This is a genomic window from Metabacillus litoralis, assembly GCF_003667825.1.
Lineage (GTDB): Bacteria > Bacillota > Bacilli > Bacillales > Bacillaceae > Metabacillus > Metabacillus litoralis_B.
In genome coordinates this window covers 2,080,921-2,104,999 of the sequence record NZ_CP033043.1, presented here as the reverse complement: position 1 = coordinate 2,104,999, position 24,079 = coordinate 2,080,921, and the positions used below count along the sequence as shown (strand labels likewise).

At 34.6% G+C, this 24,079-nt stretch carries 23 protein-coding genes; 14 read left to right on the top strand and 9 right to left on the bottom strand.

Annotated features, from left to right (window positions below; translation table 11 throughout):
• The first annotated feature begins 122 nt into the window (after positions 1-122).
• The 3 genes from sucA (at position 123) to D9842_RS10280 (ending at position 6,011) form a co-directional block, all read left to right on the top strand.
• Positions 123-2,957 (top strand): 2-oxoglutarate dehydrogenase E1 component, encoded by a 2,835-nt coding sequence (gene sucA, locus D9842_RS10290; RefSeq protein ID WP_121662450.1) that lies wholly within the window; start codon positions 123-125, stop codon positions 2,955-2,957.
• A gap of 130 nt (positions 2,958-3,087) precedes the next feature.
• Positions 3,088-4,335 carry a 2-oxoglutarate dehydrogenase complex dihydrolipoyllysine-residue succinyltransferase gene (gene odhB / locus D9842_RS10285; RefSeq protein ID WP_121662449.1) on the top strand — a complete coding sequence of 416 codons (1,248 nt, stop codon included), beginning with the start codon at positions 3,088-3,090 and terminating at the stop codon, positions 4,333-4,335.
• A 329-nt stretch (positions 4,336-4,664) separates the two neighbouring features.
• Positions 4,665-6,011, top strand: coding sequence for a sodium-dependent transporter (locus D9842_RS10280; RefSeq protein ID WP_121662448.1), 1,347 nt, complete (start codon positions 4,665-4,667; stop codon positions 6,009-6,011).
• 51 nt (positions 6,012-6,062) lie between these two features.
• Here the strand turns inward: D9842_RS10280 and D9842_RS10275 are convergent, their stop codons facing one another.
• A complete protein-coding gene (locus D9842_RS10275; RefSeq protein WP_121662447.1) occupies positions 6,063-6,971 on the bottom strand; it encodes a superoxide dismutase in 909 nt (302 codons plus the stop codon).
• A gap of 80 nt (positions 6,972-7,051) precedes the next feature.
• Entirely contained in the window at positions 7,052-8,932 is a 1,881-nt protein-coding gene (locus D9842_RS10270) for a terpene cyclase/mutase family protein (RefSeq protein WP_121662446.1), read from the bottom strand.
• A 141-nt stretch (positions 8,933-9,073) separates the two neighbouring features.
• Between D9842_RS10270 and D9842_RS10265 the strand changes: the two genes are divergently transcribed.
• The 5 genes from D9842_RS10265 to D9842_RS10245 all read left to right on the top strand — a co-directional run bounded on the left by D9842_RS10265 (position 9,074) and on the right by D9842_RS10245 (position 13,158).
• Positions 9,074-10,303 carry an MDR family MFS transporter gene (locus tag D9842_RS10265; RefSeq protein WP_121662445.1) on the top strand — a complete coding sequence of 410 codons (1,230 nt, stop codon included), beginning with the start codon at positions 9,074-9,076 and terminating at the stop codon, positions 10,301-10,303.
• A 57-nt stretch (positions 10,304-10,360) separates the two neighbouring features.
• Positions 10,361-10,567 (top strand): DUF6501 family protein, encoded by a 207-nt coding sequence (locus D9842_RS10260; RefSeq protein ID WP_121662444.1) that lies wholly within the window; start codon positions 10,361-10,363, stop codon positions 10,565-10,567.
• A gap of 145 nt (positions 10,568-10,712) precedes the next feature.
• Positions 10,713-11,243, top strand: coding sequence for a helix-turn-helix domain-containing protein (locus D9842_RS10255; RefSeq protein WP_251395900.1), 531 nt, complete (start codon positions 10,713-10,715; stop codon positions 11,241-11,243).
• Positions 11,244-11,310: 67 nt separating this feature from the next.
• Positions 11,311-11,820 (top strand): GNAT family N-acetyltransferase, encoded by a 510-nt coding sequence (locus tag D9842_RS10250; RefSeq protein ID WP_121662443.1) that lies wholly within the window; start codon positions 11,311-11,313, stop codon positions 11,818-11,820.
• A gap of 159 nt (positions 11,821-11,979) precedes the next feature.
• Positions 11,980-13,158 (top strand): DHH family phosphoesterase, encoded by a 1,179-nt coding sequence (locus D9842_RS10245; protein ID WP_121662442.1) that lies wholly within the window; start codon positions 11,980-11,982, stop codon positions 13,156-13,158.
• A gap of 76 nt (positions 13,159-13,234) precedes the next feature.
• Here the strand turns inward: D9842_RS10245 and D9842_RS25850 are convergent, their stop codons facing one another.
• From D9842_RS25850 to D9842_RS10235, 3 genes are all read right to left on the bottom strand, one after another.
• Complete coding sequence (locus D9842_RS25850; RefSeq protein ID WP_162987392.1) at positions 13,235-13,384, bottom strand: hypothetical protein; 150 nt, start codon at positions 13,382-13,384, stop codon at positions 13,235-13,237.
• 106 nt (positions 13,385-13,490) lie between these two features.
• Positions 13,491-13,934 (bottom strand): cupredoxin domain-containing protein, encoded by a 444-nt coding sequence (locus D9842_RS10240; RefSeq protein WP_121662441.1) that lies wholly within the window; start codon positions 13,932-13,934, stop codon positions 13,491-13,493.
• 172 nt (positions 13,935-14,106) lie between these two features.
• The gene (locus tag D9842_RS10235; RefSeq protein WP_121662440.1) at positions 14,107-14,451 is read right to left on the bottom strand and encodes a YflT domain-containing protein; all 345 of its coding nucleotides are present in this window, start codon (positions 14,449-14,451) and stop codon (positions 14,107-14,109) included.
• A gap of 446 nt (positions 14,452-14,897) precedes the next feature.
• On the opposite strand from D9842_RS10235, the gene proC reads away from it, so the two are divergent.
• Entirely contained in the window at positions 14,898-15,698 is an 801-nt protein-coding gene (gene proC, locus D9842_RS10230) for a pyrroline-5-carboxylate reductase (protein WP_121662439.1), read from the top strand.
• Positions 15,699-15,767: 69 nt separating this feature from the next.
• On the opposite strand, the gene D9842_RS10225 is transcribed toward proC, so the two are convergent.
• From D9842_RS10225 to D9842_RS10210, 4 genes are all read right to left on the bottom strand, one after another.
• Positions 15,768-16,397, bottom strand: a complete 630-nt coding sequence (locus tag D9842_RS10225) for a serine/threonine protein kinase (protein WP_121662438.1) — start codon at positions 16,395-16,397, stop codon at positions 15,768-15,770.
• A gap of 199 nt (positions 16,398-16,596) precedes the next feature.
• Positions 16,597-16,806: a cold-inducible protein YdjO-related protein gene (locus D9842_RS10220; RefSeq protein ID WP_098799306.1), complete on the bottom strand. Its 210-nt coding sequence runs from the start codon at positions 16,804-16,806 to the stop codon at positions 16,597-16,599.
• A gap of 147 nt (positions 16,807-16,953) precedes the next feature.
• Entirely contained in the window at positions 16,954-17,136 is a 183-nt protein-coding gene (locus tag D9842_RS10215) for an H-type small acid-soluble spore protein (RefSeq protein ID WP_098799307.1), read from the bottom strand.
• A gap of 72 nt (positions 17,137-17,208) precedes the next feature.
• Complete coding sequence (locus tag D9842_RS10210; protein ID WP_121662437.1) at positions 17,209-18,372, bottom strand: DUF418 domain-containing protein; 1,164 nt, start codon at positions 18,370-18,372, stop codon at positions 17,209-17,211.
• Between the two features lie 91 nt (positions 18,373-18,463).
• On the opposite strand from D9842_RS10210, the gene D9842_RS10205 reads away from it, so the two are divergent.
• The 5 genes from D9842_RS10205 (at position 18,464) to D9842_RS10185 (ending at position 24,068) form a co-directional block, all read left to right on the top strand.
• On the top strand, positions 18,464-19,093 hold the full coding sequence (locus D9842_RS10205; protein ID WP_121662436.1) for a DUF421 domain-containing protein: 630 nt from the start codon (positions 18,464-18,466) through the stop codon (positions 19,091-19,093).
• A gap of 390 nt (positions 19,094-19,483) precedes the next feature.
• Positions 19,484-20,050 carry a tetratricopeptide repeat protein gene (locus D9842_RS10200; protein WP_121662435.1) on the top strand — a complete coding sequence of 189 codons (567 nt, stop codon included), beginning with the start codon at positions 19,484-19,486 and terminating at the stop codon, positions 20,048-20,050.
• A 2-nt stretch (positions 20,051-20,052) separates the two neighbouring features.
• Positions 20,053-21,969, top strand: a complete 1,917-nt coding sequence (locus tag D9842_RS10195) for a tetratricopeptide repeat protein (protein ID WP_121662434.1) — start codon at positions 20,053-20,055, stop codon at positions 21,967-21,969.
• Entirely contained in the window at positions 21,966-23,300 is a 1,335-nt protein-coding gene (locus D9842_RS10190) for a phenylacetate--CoA ligase family protein (protein ID WP_121662433.1), read from the top strand. The genes D9842_RS10195 and D9842_RS10190 overlap by 4 nt, the downstream gene beginning before the upstream one ends.
• A gap of 12 nt (positions 23,301-23,312) precedes the next feature.
• Positions 23,313-24,068 carry an amidohydrolase family protein gene (locus D9842_RS10185; protein WP_121662432.1) on the top strand — a complete coding sequence of 252 codons (756 nt, stop codon included), beginning with the start codon at positions 23,313-23,315 and terminating at the stop codon, positions 24,066-24,068.
• Positions 24,069-24,079: the final 11 nt, after the last annotated feature.

Genomic DNA, 24,079 nt, shown 5'->3' with positions numbered 1-24,079 from the left:
AGCGTTTTAATATCATACTACTATACTCGTAAGAGTGGTTAATATCGTAGGATAATTTTATCCTTCCTACGTATCAGGAAAATTATTTCTGATCACTTATGAATCGTTGGGGGTAATGTTAGATGGCACAAGGCAATAGCAAGAAGAATTTCCCTTGGGAAGACTTCCATGGTCCTAACCTCGGCTATGTCATGGAACAATATGATCAATATAAACTTGATCCAAATTCTATTGATATAGAATTAAAAGAAATATTTGATACCTGGGGTTCTCCTTCAATCACAACAAAAGACACGACAATATCAGCTGAAAATGAAACAATCAGTACTGATAAAATGAAAAAAGTTGCTGAAGCAGTTCGATTAGTGACAAATATTCGTAGATATGGTCACTTAAACGCAGCAATTTTTCCTTTTGAGGACCGAAATGAAAAGAATGAGTTTCTTCGCCTTGAAGAATATGATTTAACTGAAGAAGATTTAAAAGATATACCTGTAAACCTATTATGTGAAGATGCTCCTGCACATGTGACCAATGGGCTTGAAGCATATCAATACTTAAAAGAAGTTTATAAGAAATCAATTGCTTTCGAATTTAGTCATGTTCATAACTATGAGGAAAAAACATGGCTTGTAAAAATGGTGGAATCAGGAGCGATTTTTGAAAATTTATCAAAGGAAAAACGTATATCTATCTTAAAAAGACTCACAGAAGTTGAAGGGTTTGAACAATTCCTTCACCGTACCTTTGTAGGTCAAAAACGTTTTTCTATTGAAGGTTTAGATATGCTTGTTCCGGTACTTGATGAATTAATCTCAAATGCCGTTCAAGCTGGAACTGATACAATAAATATCGGAATGGCACACCGTGGTCGTTTAAGCGTTTTAGCTCATGTACTTGGAAAGCCGTATGAAATTATCTTTTCTGAGTTTCAACATGCACCTAATAAAGAACTGGTTCCATCAGAAGGTTCTATTGGAATCAACTATGGCTGGAGTGGTGATGTTAAGTATCATCTTGGTGCAAATAAACAAATTAAAGATGAAAGTACAGTGCGTGCAAAAGTAACATTAGCTAATAACCCAAGTCATCTAGAGTTTATCGATCCAATTGTTGAAGGATATACTCGTGCTGCACAAGAAACTCGCACAGAAAAAGGTTATCCAAAACAAAATGAAAATAATGCTATGGCTATTCTAATCCATGGGGACGCTGCATTCCCGGGTGAAGGAATTGTTGCAGAAACATTGAACTTAAATAAGCTGACTGGTTATCAAACGGGTGGCACTATACATATTATTGCGAATAATATGATCGGTTTTACAACTGAAAGTCGCGATTCCCGTTCAACAACATATGCAAGTGACCTTGCAAAAGGATATGAAATTCCTATTGTACACGTTAATGCAGATGATCCAGAGGCATGTATTGCTGCAGTGTTCATTGCAATGGAATACAGAAATAAGTTTAAGAGTGATTTCTTAATCGACCTTATTGGTTATCGACGTTTTGGTCATAATGAAATGGATGAGCCGTCCATGACACAACCAAAACTTTACGAAAAAGTTCGTAAACATCCAACTGTACGTGAACTTTATGCAAAATCACTACAAGGTGGAGGAATTGTTAAGCCAGAAGATGTTGAAAAGATTAGTGATGAGGTTCAAACCGTTTTAGAAAAGGCATACCAAAAAGTTCCTGATAAAAAGGTAGCACAAACACATGAAATACAACTACCGGAATTCATTAACAGTGGCCTTCCTAAGTTGAAAACAGCTGTTGAAAAGGATAAGTTACTTCAATTAAATGATGAGCTTGTAAAATGGCCGGAAAGCTTTAATGTGTTTTCTAAGCTTCAGAGAATTCTAGAAAGAAGAGCAAAAGCACTTAAAGAAGACGGAAAAGTGGAATGGGCTTTAGGTGAAGCGTTAGCGTTTGCATCCATTTTAACAGATGGAACTCCTATTCGATTAACAGGACAGGATTCACAGCGTGGAACATTTGCGCAGAGACATATTGTTTTACATGATGTTGATACTGGTGAGTTTTATTCACCATTACATCGACTAGATGACGCCAAAGCATCATTTGCAATCCACAATAGTCCATTATCTGAAGGGTCAGTTATTGGTTTTGAATATGGTTACAATGTATTTGCCCCAGAAACATTAGTTTTATGGGAAGCACAATACGGAGACTTTGCAAATGCCGCACAAGTATTCTTTGATCAGTTTATTGCTGCAGGTCGTGCAAAATGGGGTCAAAAATCTGGTCTTGTTATGTTATTACCACATGGATTTGAAGGACAAGGTCCTGAGCATTCGAGCGGCAGGTTGGAGCGTTTCTTACAGTTAGCTGCTGAAGATAGCTGGCAAGTTGCTAATTTAACAAGTGCAGCTCAATATTTCCATATACTACGTCGTCAAGCTGACTTGCTAAAACGTGAAGAAGTAAGACCACTTGTCATTATGACGCCAAAGAGCTTACTTAGAAATCCACAAACTGTATCAGATCTAAATGAATTATGTGAAGGAGAGTTCAAGCCAGTTATTGAACAACCAGGACTAGGCACTTCTCTAGAAAAAGTAAAAAGACTTCTTTTATGCACTGGTAAGATCGCTACAGACCTAACTGATAAGTTAAACACAATCGAAGGTGACCTAGATTGGGTTCACATGCTAAGAGTTGAGGAACTATATCCTTTCCCTAAAACAATAATTACGTCCGTTTTGGAGCGTTTACCATCGCTTGAAGAAATTGTTTGGGTTCAAGAGGAGCCTCAAAACATGGGAGCATGGACATTTATTGATGCAAAACTAAGAGAAATCGCACCAGAAGGAATTCCGGTGAAATATATAGGTAGAAGAAGAAGACAGAGTCCTGCAGAAGGTGATCCGAATATCCACAAAACGGATCAAGAACGTATTGTTACAGAAGCATTAACTTGGAATAAATAATTATTTGACCATTAATCATCATTTAAATTGAAAAAATGCGAGGCTTGCTGTTATCATATTATCGCGTTAAATTGATATAGATGTAATAGTGATTCTTTTAACAAGCAAGTTTCTCAAGGGGGAACCAACAATGGCTGAAATTAAAGTACCAGAACTAGCAGAATCTATTACTGAAGGAACTATTGCACAATGGTTAAAACAACCAGGTGATGTTGTTGAGAAAGGTGAATACCTTTTAGAAGTTGAAACAGATAAAGTAAATGTTGAATTAACTGCTGAATTTTCTGGAGTTTTAAAAGAGCTACACAAAGAATCAGGTGATACTGTTCAAGTTGGAGAAACAATCGGGATAATTGATGAGAGTGGTGAAGCTTCTCCTTCACAACCAGAGCAAACAGAAACTAAACAAGAAGCACCAGCGCCACAAGAAGTTCAACAAAACAATGTTGAAGTAACGGAAGATGAGAAAAAACAACGTACAATTGCCTCACCAGCAGCACGTAAGTTAGCTCGTGAGCGTGGAATAGATTTACAACAAGTTCAAACAGTTGATCCCCTTGGCCGAGTACGTAAACAAGATGTTGAAGCACACTCTGGTCAAGAAGCACCAAAACAAGAATCAAAACCAGCTGCACCAAAAGCTACTACGCCAGCCGTACAGGATGAAAAACCTGGCAAACCGGTTGAAAGACAAAAAATGTCTAGACGTAGACAAACAATTGCAAATCGCTTAGTAGAAGTTCAACAAACAGCGGCTATGTTAACAACATTTAATGAAGTAGATATGACAGCGGTTATGGAAGTTCGTAAACGCCGTAAAGACAAGTTTTTCGAACAGCATGATGTTCGTTTAGGCTTCATGTCCTTCTTTACAAAAGCTGTTGTTGCTGCATTAAAGCAATATCCACTGCTTAATGCAGAAATTCAAGGCAATGAAATCTTAGTGAAAAAATTCTATGATATTGGAATTGCAGTATCAGCTCCAGATGGCTTAGTTGTACCAGTTGTTCGTGATGCAGATCGCTTAAACTTTGCAGGAATCGAAGGAGAAATCCTTAATCTTGCTAAGAAAGCACGTGATAATAAGTTAAGCCTTTCAGATTTACAAGGAGGAACTTTCACAATTACAAACGGCGGTGTTTTCGGATCATTAATGTCAACACCTATCCTAAACGGACCACAAGTTGGTATTTTAGGAATGCACAAAATTCAGCTTCGTCCTGTTGCAATCGATGAAAATACAATGGAAAATCGCCCAATGATGTACATTGCGCTTTCATATGACCACCGAATTGTTGATGGAAGAGAAGCGGTAAGCTTCTTAGCAACAGTGAAAGAATTGCTCGAAGACCCAGAATCATTATTATTAGAAGGATAAGTCTTTTAATAAGCTTGAGGAGGCTGGCACTAGGTGTGTCAGCCTTTTTGTTGCTTTTCTTTTACTTGAGGAAATAATTATAGAATAAACAAATAAGTGAAAATAACAGGAGATCCTAGAGTGTTAATTCCTGTTTGAAGGTCATTATTTGGATTCAACCTATGTGAAATACTAGGACTCATTAACATAATGATAGTATTATTTTAAAATTTAATTTAAATTATCCTAGTAAAATGATAAAATGTGTATTTATATAATATATTTTTCAAAGGTTGATTTTATATTCTTTTGAAAGAAATCTTTGATCAGTAGGATTTTGAGGTGATGTTATGAATAATTCTGTAGAACAATGGTCGTCGAAGCTCTCTTTTATTCTTGCGGCTGCCGGGTCTGCAATTGGTTTAGGAGCGATATGGAAGTTTCCTTATGTTGCGGGGACTAGTGGGGGCGGTGTATTTTTTCTAATCTTTATTTTATTTACTTTACTAGTAGGACTACCACTTCTATTAGGAGAGTTTGTGATAGGTAGAAGTACGAAAAAAGATGCCATTCAAGCATATAAACAAATTGCTCCGAATTCCTCTTGGCACTTAATTGGAAGACTTGGTGTAGTGACTTGTTTTATCTTGTTGTCTTTTTATAGCGTAGTGGGTGGCTGGATTTTAATTTATCTATTTAAAGCAGTAACAGGAAATCTTAGTGGATTAACAGAGCAGGAGTATGGTGAGTTATTTGGTACTAGCATTTCGGATCCGTTTTTAACAGTTTTTGCACAGTTATTATTTTTACTTATTACAAGCTTTGTTGTTTCAAAAGGTGTTTCAAATGGGATTGAAAAAGCAAGCCGAATTATGATGCCTGCTTTGTTTATATTATTTGTCATCTTGATTGTTCGTTCTATTACACTAGATGGCTCCATGGAAGGAATTCTTTTCTTTTTAAAACCTGATTTTACAAACGTAACATCTGAGACGATTTTATATGCAATGGGACAATCCTTTTTTGCCCTAAGTGTAGGGGTATCAGTTATGGTAACGTACAGTTCTTATTTGTCTAAGAATGAAAATTTACCACAATCGGCCGTATCGATCGTCGTTCTCAACTTATTAGTTGCGTTTTTAGCAGGATTAGCTATTTTTCCGGCCGTGTTTTCTTTTGGTTTAGCTCCGGATGCAGGTCCAGTGTTATTGTTTAATGTATTGCCAACAGTGTTTAATCAAATGCCGTTTGGAACAATCTTTTTGATCGCATTTTTATTATTGTTTTTATTTGCTACTTTAACATCTGCTTTTTCAATGCTCGAAATAATTGTGGCTCCAATCGCGAAGGGGAATGATTCTAGAAGGATAAAAGCTTCTTGGTTAGTAGGAATATCCATTTTTATCGTAGGAATTCCATCAGCACTTTCTTTCGGACTACTTGGACACATAACCTTGTTTGATAAGTCTATTTTTGACGCTGCTGATTTCCTAGTAAGCAATATTCTTATGCCACTTGGTGCTCTTTTAATTTCAATATTTGTTCCATTAAAGATATCAAAAAAAGTTTTATTTGATGAACTTTCACAAGGGTCATCTCTTAGCAAGAAGATCTTTACAATTTGGTATCTGCTATTAAAGTATGTATCACCGATTGTTATTATCTTTGTCTTTTTAGATGCTTTAGGTATAATATAGAATCAAAAAAGGCAGATTTTTCTTTATAAGAAAATCTGCCTTTTTCCTATACTAAAATGGTTTCCATTTTAGTTGTTGTGCTTCATGAAAACGTCTTTCTACTTCACGCCAATTTACTACATTCCACCAATTTTCAACGTATTTCTTTCGTTCATTTTTATATTGAAGATAATAGGCATGTTCCCAGACATCTAATGTAAGTAGGGGGATAACATCCCATTGACTTAAGTTTTGATGCTTTTCTGCTTGAAGAATTTCTAATCTACGGGAACGTGGTGCCCAAACTAAAATTGTCCACCCAACTGCTTCAACATTTTTGGCTGCTTCTGAAAAGTGAGTTTTGAATTTTTCGAAACTTCCAAATGTTTGATTAATCTCTCTCATTAACATTCCAGATGGCATACCACCGCCATTAGGACTCATTACATTCCAAAAGATTGTGTGGAGGTAATGACCGGCACCATGAAATGCTGCTTCACGTTCCCAATGCTTAATTAATTCAAAGTTATTTGTTTGACGAGCTTTTTGCATCTCTTTTTCGGCTTTATTTAAACCATCAACATAGCTTTGATGATGCTTGTCATGATGTAATCTCATAATTTCGCGGTCAATATAAGGCTCTAATGCATCATAACTGTACGGCAATGGTGGTAACGTATGACCTCCAATTGGAACCGTTCCTGCTTCGTTATGGGCACGTAATATGCTTTCTTGTTCATTACCTTCAGCTTCAAAATATGCTTCAAACTGTGTGAAAAGCTGATCAGCACGTTCATAAACGTCCTTGTTATCGAGAAATTCATCTTTGTGTAGTTGGGCTTGAAAGGTTTCAAGCTCACTTTTCCAATTTTCTAATGTATTTTTGTGATGGTTTCGGCTTAGTTCATCATAGGAATGATGATAACTTTCTAAAATTTCCTCACACCATTTTTGCATAGATAAGATGTACTGCTCTGACATTATTTCTCCCTCCCTGACATCAGTCGTAGACAATATATGCACTTTTCCTAAAAGGTTGATCTTTTTTCTAAATAAACCTGTTATGATCTTTTTTGGTAGTGTGCAAGTGTTAGTAATGGAAAAAGTAGATTGTAGCTATGGTAAGTGATGTAAAATTGCCCTGGTAGTCCAATGCCGGTTGGATATGTTCTTCCTTCTTCGGTAAAAGAGGAGTCATTTATTAAATGAGATATACCCTTTTGTACAGATAATTTAGAAAAGGCACTACTCTGAATTAATGCATCTAATGCCCATGATGTTTGTGAAGGGGTACTAAATGAAAGGGGGACATATCTTTTCTCCTCACTACTTGCACATGATTCACCCCAACCTCCACTGTTTAATTGTATGCTTTCCAGCCAATTGATTGCCTTTTTTATAGCAGGTGATGTGGGGGATATGCCAACAGCTAGTAATCCTGTCACGGCAGCCCAAGTTCCATAAATATAGCAAACTCCCCATCTTCCATACCAAGAGCCGTTATCTTCTTGATTTTCCATCAGCCAATTGATTGCCGCTTTTACACTTGGGTGAGTTTTTGTTAATCCAGCATAGTTTCCTAAAAACTCTAGTACTCTACCCGTTAAGTCAGGAGTTGACGGATCAATAGCGGCGTCCTCTGCGTTATCTAAAGGAAGATAAGTGAGCATTTCAAAATCTGTATTTTTTTCAAACGCTGCCCATCCACCATCAGCATTTTGCATAGAGAGAAGATAAGTAACTCCTTTATACCAAGCATTGCGAACCTTTTGTTCTTTTCGTGCTTGACGTGTTAAGGCTCGTAATGCTGCTGAGGTATCATCATTGTCAGGATTAATAGTATTATTATGGGAAAAACCCCATCCACCTGGAGTGATATTAGGGTTATGAATTTTCCAATCACCTTTTTTTGTATGCTGCATTGATAAGAGATATTCTACAGATTTGTTAATCATTGGCGAAGTGCTGGAAACATTTGCTTCTTGAAGGGCATAGCTAAGTAAGGCTGTATCCCAAACAGTAGAGGTTGAGTTTTCAAGATGAATACCTTCACAATTGGTTGAAATTAAATGCTTTAATCCGTTTATAGCATTTAATACCGTTGGAGAAGACTGTTTATGGCCTAAAGATAGTAGGGCATAAATCATGAAAAAAGTTGAACTAGCATAGCTGTAAAGAGTTCCATCATCTTCAAGTCTTTTTAACATATAACTCTCTGCTTTTTGATAGCCCAAACGGTGTAAATATTCAGGTAGTCGCAGAAGTTTGTTCATTTCATTTGTAAACGATGAATTGGTACGTGTTGCAAATGGAAGTTCCCAGTTTTCATTAGCAGAAGAAGAACGAATAATCAGGTGATTCAAGTTTGGTGTATAACTTGATTTAATCGTGTATTTTTTATTTGCAGCAACCATCATTGGAATAAAATGAATTCTGGCATAGTTACTGAATTGATAAAAATTTAAGGGAAATGAAGGTGGAATTAGAAGGAAGGTCATCGGTATATAAAATAGAGTTGGCCATGGATATAGTCCATTTACAGCTAACATCCATTTCGTCAAAAAATGGGAATTACCCAATCCACCATTCTTTAAGATAAATGCTTCAGCTTTTTTTAAGCCAGGATGTTCTTGTGTGAAGTAACCTGAATATAAAAGAGCACAATATGCTTGTATGGTGATAGAAAGGTTCCCACTTTTCTCATCAGAATAAGCCTTCCATACCCCTGAGCTTGTTTGTAACGAATAGATACGATCTGTTAGTCGTTGTATTAGCCTTTCTTCATTTTTTATATCCAAAGCACGCAATGTTATAATCATAAAAGCGTCAGTCATTAATCCGCCTTCAAAACAGTATTTCCAAGAACCATCTTTTCGTTGAGTAGCTCTTAATTTTTCGATCATTTCTTCTATCTTCTGATCAATACTTTCATTCGTATACATAGCTTCGTTCACCTCTCCATACATTATGCGGTCATTCTGATTGTTATGAAACCCAACGATTTTATCTATTTTTCTACTATTCTTTTTTCCATTTTCAGGTATAATAAATTATTATTCTATTAGAAGATGGAAGGGAACATAATGTGGAAACAGTTAAAAGATGTTAGTCCGGTTACATTGAATATTTTAATCGGGACTTTATTTGGACGTTTAGCAACATCGATGTGTATACCGTTTTTAGCCATATACTTAACACAGGAAAAACATGTATCACCGTCTACAACAGGTGCTATCATCGCAATTAGCTCTCTTGTTGGCATTGCATCAAGCTTTTATGGTGGATATTTATCAGATTTATGGGGAAGAAAAAGAGTTCTGTTAATCTCTGTTTTTGCTTGGGGACTCGTTTTTGTAGGGTTTGCTTTTACTCATTCCATTTTAGGTTTTTTTATGATGAATGCATTAAACGGTTTATGTCGTTCTGTTTTTGAACCAACTTCCAGGGCCATGCTTTCAGATTTAACGGTTGAAAAAAATCGTTTAGTGATCTTCAATCTTCGCTATACAGCAATAAATGTCGGTGTTACATTTGGACCGTTAATCGGACTTAAACTTGGGGCAGCTGCTAGCACAACTCCATTTATATTTGCGGGAATAACGTATTTTCTATATGGAATGGTTTTACTATATACGTTGAGGAAATACAATGACAAAGTAAACATAACGAATAATAACCTTGTTCAGTTAAAAGATGCAGTCCAAATTGTCCGTAAAGATCATATTTTTTTATATAGTCTTGTTGGACTTGTATTATGTATTACCGGATATTCTCAATTTAGCTCAACACTGCCGCAATACTTTTCAAGCTCGGAGTTATTCAAAAATGGAGCAGAATTATTTTCATATTTACTAACTTTAAATGCAATTACAGTTATTGTTTTGCAATTTCCATTAATAAAAATTGGAAAAAAATATTCCCCGCTTGTTTCAATAATGATTGGGAATGTGGTCATTTGCTTAGGACTTTTAGGTTTTGCTTTTAGTCAAGAATTGCCACTATTAATTATGATGATGATCATTTTTACGATTGGTGAAATCTTAATGTTCTCTATGACAGATTTACTTATCGATCAGCTTGCAAAGCCTGATCTAAAAGGAACATATTTTGGTGCTATGGGTTTTACACAACTTGGGAATGTCATCGGTCCATGGATTGGCGGAATTTTATTAGAGCAATTTGGAGCGAACAAGCCATTTTATCTTTTTGGTACTTTAGTGATGATAACAATTGTCGCTTTGCCAATCTTACTTTATGTAAAATATGAAATGAAAAAGAAAAGTGTGGCTGTTGAAGTTGCCATTCCACAATAATTGGCTTTTTAACTATTATCAGCTAAAATAAAAGAAGAAATAAGAGAGGTGATAGATATGATACATAAAACATGGCAAAATTCTAAAGCAGTTAAGAAAGTAAAATGTATTCATACGAATGCTGAAAAATATATGGTAGATCGAGCTTTAACAGCAGGAAATGAGTATGATGTACAAAATGAAACAGAGGAATTTTTCTTTGTTATTGACAATACCGGTAAAGTCGGTGGGTATTACAAAGACTATTTTGAAGTGATTGAATAATTCGTTGAAGAGTGACGGGAAACTGTCATTCTTTTTTGTTTTAGTAGAAAATCTATATTATTTGACATGAAGTATATTATTATTATAATTGATAATGATAACTATTGTGTTATAGAGGTTATTTTTATAAGGGGGAGTCACCTCAGTGGATTCAAAAGCTAAACTAATCCTTCATCCAGTAAGAATGAAAATCGTTCAAACACTAATAGGAAGCAAAGAATATACTGTTCAGCAAATTGCAGCTAGATTAACAGATGTACCACAAGCAACATTATATCGTCATCTAAATAAATTATTAGAGGCTGAAGTTATAAAAGTTGTAAAGGAGAACCAAATAAGAGGTACGGTCGAAAAAATCTATGCCTTAAATGAACATGAGGTATCTAATAAGAGAGAGTTAACAAAATTATCTAAAGATGAACATTTAAACTTATTTTTAACCTTTATGACTCATCTACTTGGACAGTATGAAAATTATTTAAACCAAGAAAATATTGATCTAATAAAAGATGGAGTAAGTTATCGGCAGGCTATGGTGTACTTAACAGATCAAGAATTTCAAGAATTTATTCAAGAACTTTCACAAGTATATAAAAAAGTATTAGATAATGAACCATCAAATGATCGAAAAGCTCGACATCTGTCGACAATTTTTGTTCCGGAAGCAAAAAAGTAGTTTTTGTCTACCCTTTTTTATTTTATAATAAGAAGACGACGTTATTTGACGAAAGGAAAGACAGAATATGAGTGAACAGAATCGTAGAATAAGAGATGCAAATCTTGATGACCTTCCTAGGATTGTTGAAATATATAACAGCTCTATTCCAGGGCAGCTTGCAACAGCTGATTTACAAGAGGTGACTGTAGAAAGCAGATTAAAGTGGTTTCATGAACATAACGCACATCAACGACCATTATGGGTGTTAGAAGAGGATGGCACTATTGTTGGCTGGCTAAGCTTTCAATCTTTTTATGGGAGACCTGCTTATGATGCAACAGCAGAAGTAAGTATTTATCTTGATCCTTCGGTTCACGGAAAAGGCTACGCTCGTGTTTTAATGGAGCGGGCTATATCTCAAAGTCCCGAGCTGGGATTAAAAACGTTGTTAGCGTTTGTATTTGGTCACAATTCACCTAGTATTAAGCTCTTTGAAAGCTACAATTTTGAAAGATGGGCACACCTACCAAGAATTGCAAACATGGATGGTGTAGAACGAGATTTAGTTATTCTCGGTAAAAGAGTATGTGATTAAAAAACAGAGGAAACATTGGGCCTATCTGGTCCTTTGTATCCTCTTTTTGTTTTAAAAATAGGTAAAAATTTTAAAATAGATTGAATAGATCAATCATTAAAACAAATACTTACATATATTGAAATCAATTTTAACCATGTTGAGGTAGAAGGTGGATTTATGAAAAAAATTTTATTATCACATAATGATTTAGATGGGGTAAGTTGTGGCATTCTTGCTAAATTTGCGTTTAAGGAAGATGTTGAAGTACATTACCATTCTGTCAATAGTTTAGATTATCATGTTGAGCAATTGCTTGATCAGCAGGACTTAGATAAGGAAGTATACATAACTGATTTATCTGTTAATAAAGAAAATGAGGAGAAGTTAGAAAAGTTCTCCAAAAATGGAGGACAGATAAGATTAATTGATCATCATAAAACAGCTCTTCACTGTAATCAGTATGAGTGGGGAATTGTGAAGGTAGAAGAAAAAGAAGGAAAGTTGGCTTCTGCTACATCACTTCTTTATTCCTACTTAGTTGAGAACAACATTATATCGTCTCGACCAATCTTGGATGAGTATGTTGAACTAGTACGTCAATATGATACGTGGGAATGGGAAAAGAATGAGAATATTCAAGCTAAAAGATTAAATGATCTTCTATATATGCAATCAATAGAAGAGTTTGAAGCAAGCATGTTAGATAGGTTGTTAACATTTGATCATTTTTCATTTAGTGAGTTTGAAGGGAAAATTCTCGATATTGAAGAAAAGAAAACGGAACGTTACATTAGACGTAAAAAAAGAGAGTTAGTGCAATCGTTTTTAGGTGATGTATGTATAGGGATTGTTCACGCTGAATCTTATCATTCTGAATTAGGAAATGAATTAGGAAAGGAACATCCACACCTTGATTGTATTTCAATATTAAATATGGGAAATAAAAAGATTAGTTTTCGGACAATACATGATCATACTGATGTTTCTGAAATTGCCTCAAGATATGGTGGTGGGGGGCATGCAAAAGCAGCTGGATGTTCCTTAACAATCGATGCTTATAAAGAATTTATTGAAAAACCTTTTTCAATAAAGCCATTACGCACAGACTTCATTCACAATAAAATGAACTTAAAAAATCATTGTTCGCATTTCGAAAATGCTGAAAAGGATCAATTCTTACTTTACAAAAATAAAGAAGATATTTGGAATATCGAAAAAAATCATAAGTTACTTTCAAATCAATTCTCAAGCTATGAAGAAGCAGAACGCTTTGTTAAAAGAACTTATTCTGTTCATTTATCAAAAGATGAGAAGCTCGTTCAATATTTATTAGATTCCTATGAGCGATCTAAGTAAGATAACTGTATAAAAAAAGCAAAGCACAATACGCTTTGCTTTTTTTCCTTTTATGATTAACTTGAAAAAATTCAGTTTATGCACTAGATTCAAGCGGTGATACCTCGGAATGGTGGACTAGTATGATATCATCAATCTCAGATTCGAGTTTTTTAAGCTCTATGTATCCACTGGTGTATGTATAAAATATTTCATATAATTCCTCTTTATAGATGACAATCTTCAAAACTACTCACCCTTGCCTTTCTTCTTTGATATCTGTTAAATACCCGCTTGTACACTAAATAAACTAGGTATTATTACCTGTTTTTAACTAAGAATTGATAAAGTGTTTAATCAACAACAATGTATGCAATCATTGGGACTTGTTGACCATCATGAGAGTGCGTATCACAAATAAGACGATAAGTTCCTTCTTCCTTGAAATGAAGTGGAATAACTGTCTCTTCTCCTTTTTTAACAGTACCTTTAATATCAGTACCTTCTATATAAAAAGGATGCTCCTCACCGTTCACACCAATAATACTTAGTGTAATATCTTTATCTCGTGGAATAACAATTGTACCTGGATCCCAGCGATAAGCTTCAATTTTCTTACCATCTGATGTTGTTGTCGTAAATTCTCCGGTTACCATATTTATAACAATGTTCGTATCTTTTTCAGCGCTATTTTGAAATGTTGGCACAACATCATTCGAGAAGTAATACAAGCTACCCATGACAATTGCGACAAAAAGAAAAAACAACCAGCTCTTGCGAATAAAAATAAACCGCATCATATCCCCCCTAAGCATGTCTCAATTTAACTATATGACTTTAGAAAGGAGAACTTGTCTAATTTGTACAAAAAGTTTAGAGATAATCGGTAAGTGAGGGTAGCTTGAAAGTAATGAGGGTAATGAAAGGGGACAGGGAGCTCTAATATTCTAGAGCTCCCTGTCATTTACATTATACTAAATGATATTGTTCAGCATTTGTTACAATTAATAAAGCTTTTCCTTCATCAAGTTTTTCTTCATATGTTTGTGCTTCATCTTCTGATAACCCTATTTCATATAATTGATTTCGGAGTTCGTCACCTTTTTTACTAAAAAAGTTTTCAACAGCTTGATTTAAACCTGTTTCCTCAATACCAATCACATTTGTTTCTGCTTTATCAGAAATTCTTTCTGTTCGTTCGTCATCATGTGTTAACACATAAAGGTCATTAGCCTGTACACCTTTATTTTTAAGATTATTAACAGCTTGCTCCAGCTTGTCTTCATTTTGGAATTCTTCAATATAAGGTTTCATATCCTAACTTCCTCCTTTAAATGTTATAGTAGTCTATTACACAAAATAAGATGAATTAAACATAAAATGCGTGTTACTAGTTAATTTGGTAGTATTGGACTAACTTTCTTTTATTGTGATTAAATAAAGAAAATTTCGGGTATATCTTCTTCTTAAATTTTCCTCTTTCCTTATTGCTAGCATTATGTTATATTTATCTAGCGATGAGCTGAATTGTGTAAGTCGAAAAACATGCCGGAAGGCTAAATGCACGATGTGGCGTGCAGTTTTTCGCCTCAATACGCAGGAGACGTCTTTATAGGCGTCTCCTTTTATTATGTAAAAAAGTCAAATAAGTATCAATATACTATTGTTGTGGCCTTTTAGACTTAACAGTTTAACTTGAAGAATTTTTCAAAATAACATATCGTAATAGGAAATAAAATATGAGAAGAAAGAGGTAAAGGATGAAAAATTCGATTTTATTTATTGGTGCAGGCAGAATGGCTGAGGCAATCATATCTGGGCTATACCAAAAAAGCGATGAACAAATAAATTATATATATGTTTCGAACAGATCAAATCCAGAGAGACTTACTGAATTAGCTAAAAAGTATAAAGCTAATGCAATACATGATATTGAAATGTTTATTAAAAGAGTAGATGTTATTGTTTTGGCGATACCACCCGGTGAACATAAAGATATTCTTAAGAGAATAAGTCCTTACATAACTAACCAGTTAATTGTAACAGTAGCAGCAGGAATTGGACCTGCCTATTTAGAGGCTAACCTTCCACCTAACACTCCTGTTGGATGGATTATGCCAAATACGGCGGCTACTATCGGTCATTCCATATCACTTTATACATATGGAAAGTTTGTCACAGATAAACATAAGAAACAAATGGAAATGCTAGTAAATGCGATTGGGGCATCACAATATTGCACGGAACAACAAATTCATGACTTAACTGCCGTTACAGGGAGTGCACCAGCTTTTGTTTATCTCTTCGTTGAAACACTAATAGAGTTTACAGAAAAGATGGGGGTATCATCTGAAGTGGCTGAGAAATTAGTGAACGAAATGGTAATAGGATCGGCAGAGATGCTTAAAGGAAATCTTTCTGCGCGGGAACTAAGGGAACAAGTAACAACACCCGGAGGTGCGACAGCAGAAGGGATCAAGGTGTTACAACATGGTCAGTTTACTCAACTTGTCCAACAGGCTGTTATTGCAACAAATAAAAAAGCAAAGGGAGAAGAATAACAAAAGGGCACGCACCATTAGCAGCGTGCCTTTCTTGTGATGATTATAATTAGCCCTAGCGATTTATATTTAGTTCATTCTATTTTTATTGCTATATAATTCTTGTTTTCTTCTAAAGCCAGTTACTAGTAAGTAAAATTGATAGCTTTTGCGAATTCTTTCTAGTAGCCAATAAGGGAAAGGGATACGAATGTTTTTAAATAATGGTAGATAGATTAAATAGTAACACTTTTTAAAGTGCTTCCACTTAGGGCAGGAATAGGTTTTTAGAAAGTCAGAAACATCAACTATATACCCTTTACCGTCCTTCATTGTAATATTCTTTCCATGTATATCAGTAGGATTTAGTCCTTTTGATTTAGCAAATTGTAAGGCACTGTCTACATCCTTAATTACAGTTTTTGGTATAAATGTTCCCATTCTAAGAGCTTGGTAAAGCGTAATTCCTACTAAATTTTTAAGAACAAGATATCTTTCACCATACTCATATAATCTTGAATATGCATTGTGTTTTCCAAGTTTTTGATAAACCATGATTTCTTCTGTAATTCCTTCACGGTTTTCAGCATAAACCTTTACTACTTTTCCGTCTAAAGAAGGATGAGTAAATACAGCTGCAAAATTACCTCTACCAATTAGTTTCCATCCGTTCGGTATGTTTTTTACAACAACGGGATCGAATGGATCTACTGTACACAAAAATATGCTTCATAAGTTGTTCATCAATCCAAGACATTTTACACCTCAGGTTACCTTCATTGTTTCCTCGCAATACTATGCGGCAAACCTTCTTAACAGACAATATACTACATATTGCATAATTCGTCCTGAAATAAAATAAAATTCCATGTAAAAACATGGAATTTTATTTTGAACAGTATTACTGTTGTGTATGAAATTATTCCTTTTTGTGGCTCACAGCGGAAAAATTCTCTAGAACAGGTAATGTGCGTTCTCCTTCAATCATTGCGTGTCCACAAAGAGGACAATCAGGCTCTTCGTTTGATTTAAAATTATCACGCATCCAACCGTTACAATCTTCTGATCCACAAGTCCAAATTTTTAAGCTTACCTCTGGTGGTTTTTCAACTTGTTGTTGAAATCTCATATCAACACATCCTTTAGTAAGGAGATTTAGTACTAAGTACATTATACACATTTTTTCTAACAATATGTATAAATGTTAACAAATTCCTATGTCATTACTTTATATCATGTTTGATTAGCATATTTTACTATCCTTTGGACACACTTATTACTCTACTTCTTTTAGCTCTGCAACACTTACCTGTGAACGTTCTTCAAGTGGCCCTCTTAAATGACAAGTAACCATTCCTTGCTCTTCATGCAACTCATCAATCCAAACAGAACTACCATTATACATGACTTTAATATCAGCAGATGAAGATAAAATTTGTTTTACTCGATTCATATCCATTCGTATAACCTCCTAAAAAATTATCAACATTTTATTTTTACCTGTTTTATTCGCTGTTATACAATTTGGAATTTATTTTTGGATCTTAAACGTGTTTAATTCTTTGTTTATGAAAAAAGGACTTATTTTTTGATAAGTAAAGCTGCGCCAAATCCATTCTACTGGACCATAGTGGAAATATAATAACCATAAATAACTAAAGCAAAGCTGTATAAAAAAGATAGCTACACTAATTAGCAACCCTTCAGTAAGAGTTAGGGTGTTATACAACTGAAAAAAACGAAAAAAGAAAATGACGATTACGGATTGAGCTAAATAATTGGTCAGTGACATTCTCCCAACATATTGGAAGGGGGAAAGAATCTTCTTGAAAAAAGTCCGACTGCTAAACAAATAGCTCGTCGTGAGATAAAAAACAGCAAGAAAAAGACCACTCAAGCTAGTAAGAAAATAGGCAATACTGTCATCAAATTTTGTGAGTAAAGCTAGTCCATTCAAACATACTGTGATCAAGCCTAAAAATAAACTAATTTTCCACCAGTTTTTCATACGAACTATATTTGTATGGTTTCGCTCATATAGCTTCTCTTTTCCTGCGAACAAACCTAATAAAAACCATCCTAATACAGGAATCATGACAATTGGTAGCTGTTGAAGTACCGGCAATACTTCAATGTTAAAGCGAAACAACACCCACTCAAAATAAGGAGCTTCCTTATACATTTGAATATACTCTAATGCGACTTGACTTTGGTTCGCTGTTGGAATCGTCGAAGCAGGAACGAATATAGTCATGAAAAGAAAAAAATGATAAGCAAATAATAAGCTTATACTCCATATTGCAACCGTTTTGCTCGAAAGCTTATGGAAGAAGATGAGAAACACACTTGTTATCGCGTAAACATGTAAAATGTCACCATACCAAATAAAGATAAGGTGAATCATTCCTATCAAAAATAGAAAAAGTGTTCTTGAAACAAAGTTGGAAAGAGTTGATTTAATCATAAAAAGATAAAAACCCAATCCAAATAAAAAGGAAAACATGGGGTAAAATTTCATTTGAATAAACAGTTGCAAAAAGTAATAAAGTCCTTGATCAAAATCATCTTTATAAGAAGTTTTACCGAACATCGTATCAATGAACTCTGAAGATTGAAAGCTCTTCATATTAACGAGAAGTATCCCAAACAATGCAAGGCCGCGAATTGTATCAATTATTTTGAATCTGTTTGTCATTCATTTCTATCCTTTCTTTCCTAAAAAGGCATAAAATAAGGGAATTAACAAAAAATAATGCAAACTAATTATAAAGGTGGTTTTATGAACCATGGATTTGGATTTAATCTGGAAAAGTGTCATTATTGTGATTGGTGGGACAATCCTCTTAAGGATAGCAGGAAGAAAGTCAATCTCGCAAATGACATTGGCTCAAGTTGTAATTATGATTGGAATTGGATCTTTACTTGTACAACCTTTAGTTGGGAAAAATGTGTGGACCACATTAGTAGTTGGTTTAACTCTCGTCCTAACCCTTGTCCTAGTGGAATTTACTCAAATTAAATCTGATAAACTCGAGAAATTCATTTCAGGAAAAGCAAAAATCTTAATTAAAGATGGCAAACTACAAGAAGATCAATTAAAAAAGCTTCGTCTTTCAGTTGACTTATTGGAAATGAAGTTAAGACAATCAAATGTTAATAAGATGGAAGATATTAAATATGCAACATTAGAACCAAATGGGCAAATTGGTTTTGAACTAAAAGAGAACAAAAAGCCAGCAACAAAAGAAGATATAAACATGATCTTACAGGAAATTCAGCAAATAAAACAATCAATGGGGTTCATTCCATTAGACCTTAATATGCAGCAAAATCAATCATCAACACAGGATACCACTTTATTTACTGAAATAACAAAAGGTAAACACAGACCAACACCTCCTAGTCATCTTCAATAAATTAGTTTTATCCTTCTTTTTTAACTGTCAGACAAAATCTGATGGTTTTTTTATGTTTAACATGATTTATATTTTTGGGGATATTGAATTTTGTTCTTTGCTCAAATAGTATTAATCTTTCCTTTAACTCACCTCTTATAAGAATACTTAAGCTCATAAAGCACATTTTTAAAATTCTTCCTTTAATAGGTTTAATAGTCTATACAACAATAAGATCATCAAGAATCATTAAAATGTTATCGCTTACATTGTAGACTCTATCATCAAATATCTTCTTTTCCATTAATGTCTATCACCATACTTTATCGTTCACATAAGTTGTAAATGTACTCAAGAAGATTGAGTGAGATAGATTTACGAACATGTATTGGTTAAAAGGAGGTGGAAGGATTGACTGATCAAAAAGGTGATTGGAAACAAGACTTTGAAGAGGCAGTAAAACTTCATCAAAAGGCAATTGATGGGGATCAACAGGCTGCAAAAAAAGCCTATGATATTTTGAAAAAAATAAAGCTTCAAGCTATGAATCATAGTATTGTTGAAGCATATTTTGGAAGTTCATCTGCCCTAATAGCAAGAGATCACCCTGATTTAATTGAAAAAATGAACTTAGCAAAAAGAGGATTAAAAGCTCTCGATAAGGCAGTGAAGGCAGAACCAAATCACACAGAAATAAGAATGCTTCGAGCAAACGTTGCTTATCGATTGCCCGAAATGTATTTTAAACGAACAAAAACAGCTATTGAAGATTTTCAGTTTTTAATTAGTGATTATGAAAAAAAGAAAACTGATATTTCGAAAGACCAATACTGTGAGTTTCTATTAAATCTAGGTAGTTCATATCAAACAATCGGTGATTCTGAGAATGCCGAGAATACTTGGGAGAAACTACTAAAAATAAATAGCGGAAATTATAAAAAACTTGTGGAACAGGCAAGGAATTCAGGGGGTGAATAAATTTGAGTTTTAGAAAAAGAGAAGATTTGTTGGAATCTCTAATGAAAACAAATCCCTTTATGAATAAAGCAAAAAAAGTAATCAATAAAAAAGTTGCACAATATACCCAGCCAAAATCAAATAATATGGAAGCAGCAACTACTAAAGCAATGAATCACCAAGTAAAAGAACCAACAAATTCTAATATTCCTTCAAAGATTAAAACAGAAGAAGCTTTGTCGAATAAGAGACCTGCACAAATTCAGTCACCTTTAGAAGAAGCAATTAAAGATCATGATGCAGGGATTAAGGGCAATAAACTAGCTGTAAAGAAAGCATATGCATCACTAAAAGAGCTGGCTAAAAAACAGCCTAAAAATTTGGAAATAAAAGCTTACTATGGAAGTGCGACAACTCTTCTAGCAAGAGATGCAAATAGTGTAACAGACAAAATGAAATATGCATTAGAAGGTTTAAAACAACTAGACGAAGTTGTTGAAACATCTCCTGATCTAATTCTAGCAAGATTTTTAAGAGGAAATGTATGCTATCGTCTACCAGAGTTATATTTTCAACGAACGTCAACTGCAATTGAGGACTTTTCATATTTGGTTACTGCGTTTGAAGGGGATTCTTCCATTTTATCTGAAGCTGAGTATACCGAAGTATTAAAGAACTTAGTTGAAGCTTATAAGCGAACAAACCAACTAGAAAAAGCTACAGATTACCAAGGAAAATTAAAAGCACTTAAACATGGTGGACATTTCAATGAAGCTGATGATAACCATAAAGTAGTGAACAGTAATTATGAAGTATCTAATGAAGGGCTAACTGATGAAGCAATGGAATATTATCAAAGGGCCTTATATGGTGATGCTGATGATGTAAAAGAAGCCATGAATTTCTTTGATGTATTTGTATTAACCAATCCTTCCCCAGAGGTGGAAATGATTCATATTGACCTGCAGTCGATGCAAGGTCGGGATTCTATTAACACGTACGAAATGTTCGGATCAGCTATTAAGTCTATGAAGGCAATGGATAGTTTAATTAATGAACATCCATCCTTGTATGAGTTACGTGCGATTCGTTCGAGACACTGCTTACGATTACCTGAACTCTTCTTTAGAAGAGCTGCAATCGCTGTAAGTGATATCGAAACATTATTAAAAGCTGAAAGTTATCTTAAAGAAGCAGGAGCAAACACACATCATCAACTGCTATTTGATTTAGGCTTTGCATATGAAAAGTTAGATATGCTTGAAGCTGCACATGAAACATGGAATAAGCTATTAAAGCTCAGACCTTCCAAAGAAATAAAAGATAGTGTACAAGAGAAACTATCCATTCACTCTTATAAGGAAATTGATCTTCGTACTCTTTCTACTGTAACAAAAGAAAAGCTATATGAAACTGCAAAAGAAATGCATCATTTAGGAGCAAAAGGTAGTAAGGTCGCGGCTAAACAGAGCTTAGAAGCATGGGAAAAAGCAAAAGATGCTTTTCCAGATTGTGAAATTGCTAAAACCTACTACGCAGCATCTGTTGCGTTAATGGGCAAATTCGCAAATGATCCACAAGAAATGTTTGGTGAAACAATTAAAGGCTTAAAACTATTAAAATCATGCATTAAATCTGATGACCCCGAATTAAAATACTTGCGAGGCTGCATTTATATGTGTCTGCCGGAAGGATTTTTCCATACTAGCGATAAAGCAGCTAAAGATTTTAAATCGGTTAAATCAGCATATGAAAACAATCGTGAAAATGCTCCAATTACAAAAGAACAGTATGTAAAACTGTTGTATGATTTAGGGCATTTATACAAAAAAACTAGTTTCATAGACAAAGCAAAGAAAACTTGGAAAACTCTTCTGAAAGAGGATCCACATTCAGAATATGCTCGTCGAATTGCACATCAGGTAGGTGAAGAAGAATGAGCTCATTATTTGAGAAAAAGATCAAAAAGGTGAGAATGCCTTTAACAATAAAGCGATTTTTCAATGGTACCACTCATCCTGATCAAATGTCACAGCAACAGATTGACTCGTATCATTTAGAATCGTTAAAGCATATCGTCAAAAATGCATATGAAAAAAATGAGTTTTACAAACAAAAGTTAGATGAAGTAAACATGAAGCCGAAGGACATTAAATCAGTAAGTGATTTAAGCAAATTACCTTTTTTAACAAAAGACGAACTACGTGGAAAACCGTATATCCTATTAACAGTTGATAAAAAAGACATTGCACTTGTTCAGGTTTCGACTGGTACAACAGGTGGAGAAGAGATTTATATGATGTATACGTGGAATGATTATTATTTACATGATCTTGCTCCACGCTATCCACAGCTTTTTGAAGTAGATCCCGGAGATGTTTGCTTAAATGCATTGCCGTACGAAATGAGCGCAGCAGGTTTAGCTTTTCATAAAACATTTATGGAGGGTTGTGAAGCAACAGTTATCCCTGCTGGTAAAGGTGGAGCTTATTCTACACCAAAGAAAACGTTAAAAATGATGAAAGACTTACAACCAAATGTTGTCATTACAACGCCTTCTTGGGCAATGTTGCTTGCAGAAGAAGCAGAAGAACAACAATTTGAGTTAAAAAGCTTGCAATTAAAGAAATTATGGATCACAGGAGAGGGTTGTTCTCCTGCATTCCGTGAACGTCTTGAAGAGCTATGGGGAGCTACAGCAAACTTCTTTTATGGAAGTCTTGAATGTGGCGTGTTAGGTATTGAATGTGACAGCCATGATGGCTATCACCTAGCTCAAGCTCATGCAATCGTTGAAATTGTTGATCCAAAAACAGGTGAACCACTAGATGAAGGGGAGATTGGTGAAATTGTTGTAACAAGTGCTCTTCGTTATGATACACCAATTTTGCGCTTCCGAACTGGAGACATAGGCTATATTGAGTCTGAAACATGTTCTTGTGGTGTTACGATGCCTAAGTTCTATTTACGAGGAAGAGTTGTTGATCAAATTAAATATAACGGAACATCACTTTCACCATTTTATTTAGAAGAGTTCTTAATGCGTGAGCCTGAAATTGGAAACTGGTTTGAATTTGTTTTGGCAAAAGAAGGAGATAATGAAGCAATCCACGTAAGATGTGAACTTGCTGAAGGTGTTGAAGCTTCAAATCATCTTGCAGATTCACTAGAAAGTAAATTGGAGTTTGCATCTGGAATTCCGTTTAAACTGGAGTTTGTTGATAAACTACCAAGACCTCAAGGGAAGACAGTACGTGTTGTTTATGAATAGAGGTGAAAAAAGTTGATTATTGATGCACATGCACATTTGTCTGACACAGAATATGGAAACACAGAGATGTATTTAAAAGTAATAAAAGAAGCAGGAATTGACCAAGGGGTGGCAGTACCTGGTGCGATGCTTGATGTTCGTAAAATGACTGAATATATTACAGGTCGAGCAAAGCCGGATAATCCTGTTCCTGACAATCAATATGTAGAAAAGGCTATAAAAGCAAATCAAAACATTCAAGGTTTTATCTGCATTAATCCTCACGACAAGGATGTTAACAAACAGCTGGAAAAAGGAAAAAAACAAGGATTTAAAGGATTAAAGCTATCACCTTTGTCACACCAATTTTCCTTTGCCTCAAAAGGTATTACAAGTTTAGCTGATCTTTGTGGTGATTATGGTTTTCCGGTTTATTCTCATGTGGTTTATAGTCCAGGGGCTTCCACAGCTAAGTTTATTCAACTTGCCAAACAGTTTCCTAAAACGAATTTTATTATCGGACATATGGGGTTTGGTCCTGCTGATCAGGAAGCGTTAGAGGCGGCAAAAAATTTATCAAATTTTTATTTAGAAACATCAACAGGCAATTTTCTTCACATCCAAGAAACAGTTAAGAAAATTGGATCATCAAAAGTAATATTTGGATCAGAATACCCGTTATCACATCCTGGAATAGAGCTTGAAAAAATTATGAAGCTACAGATAAAAGATCGTGAACGTGAAGAAATTCTATCCCAAAACATTAAACATCTTTTACAGATGAAATAAGGGTGTGTTTA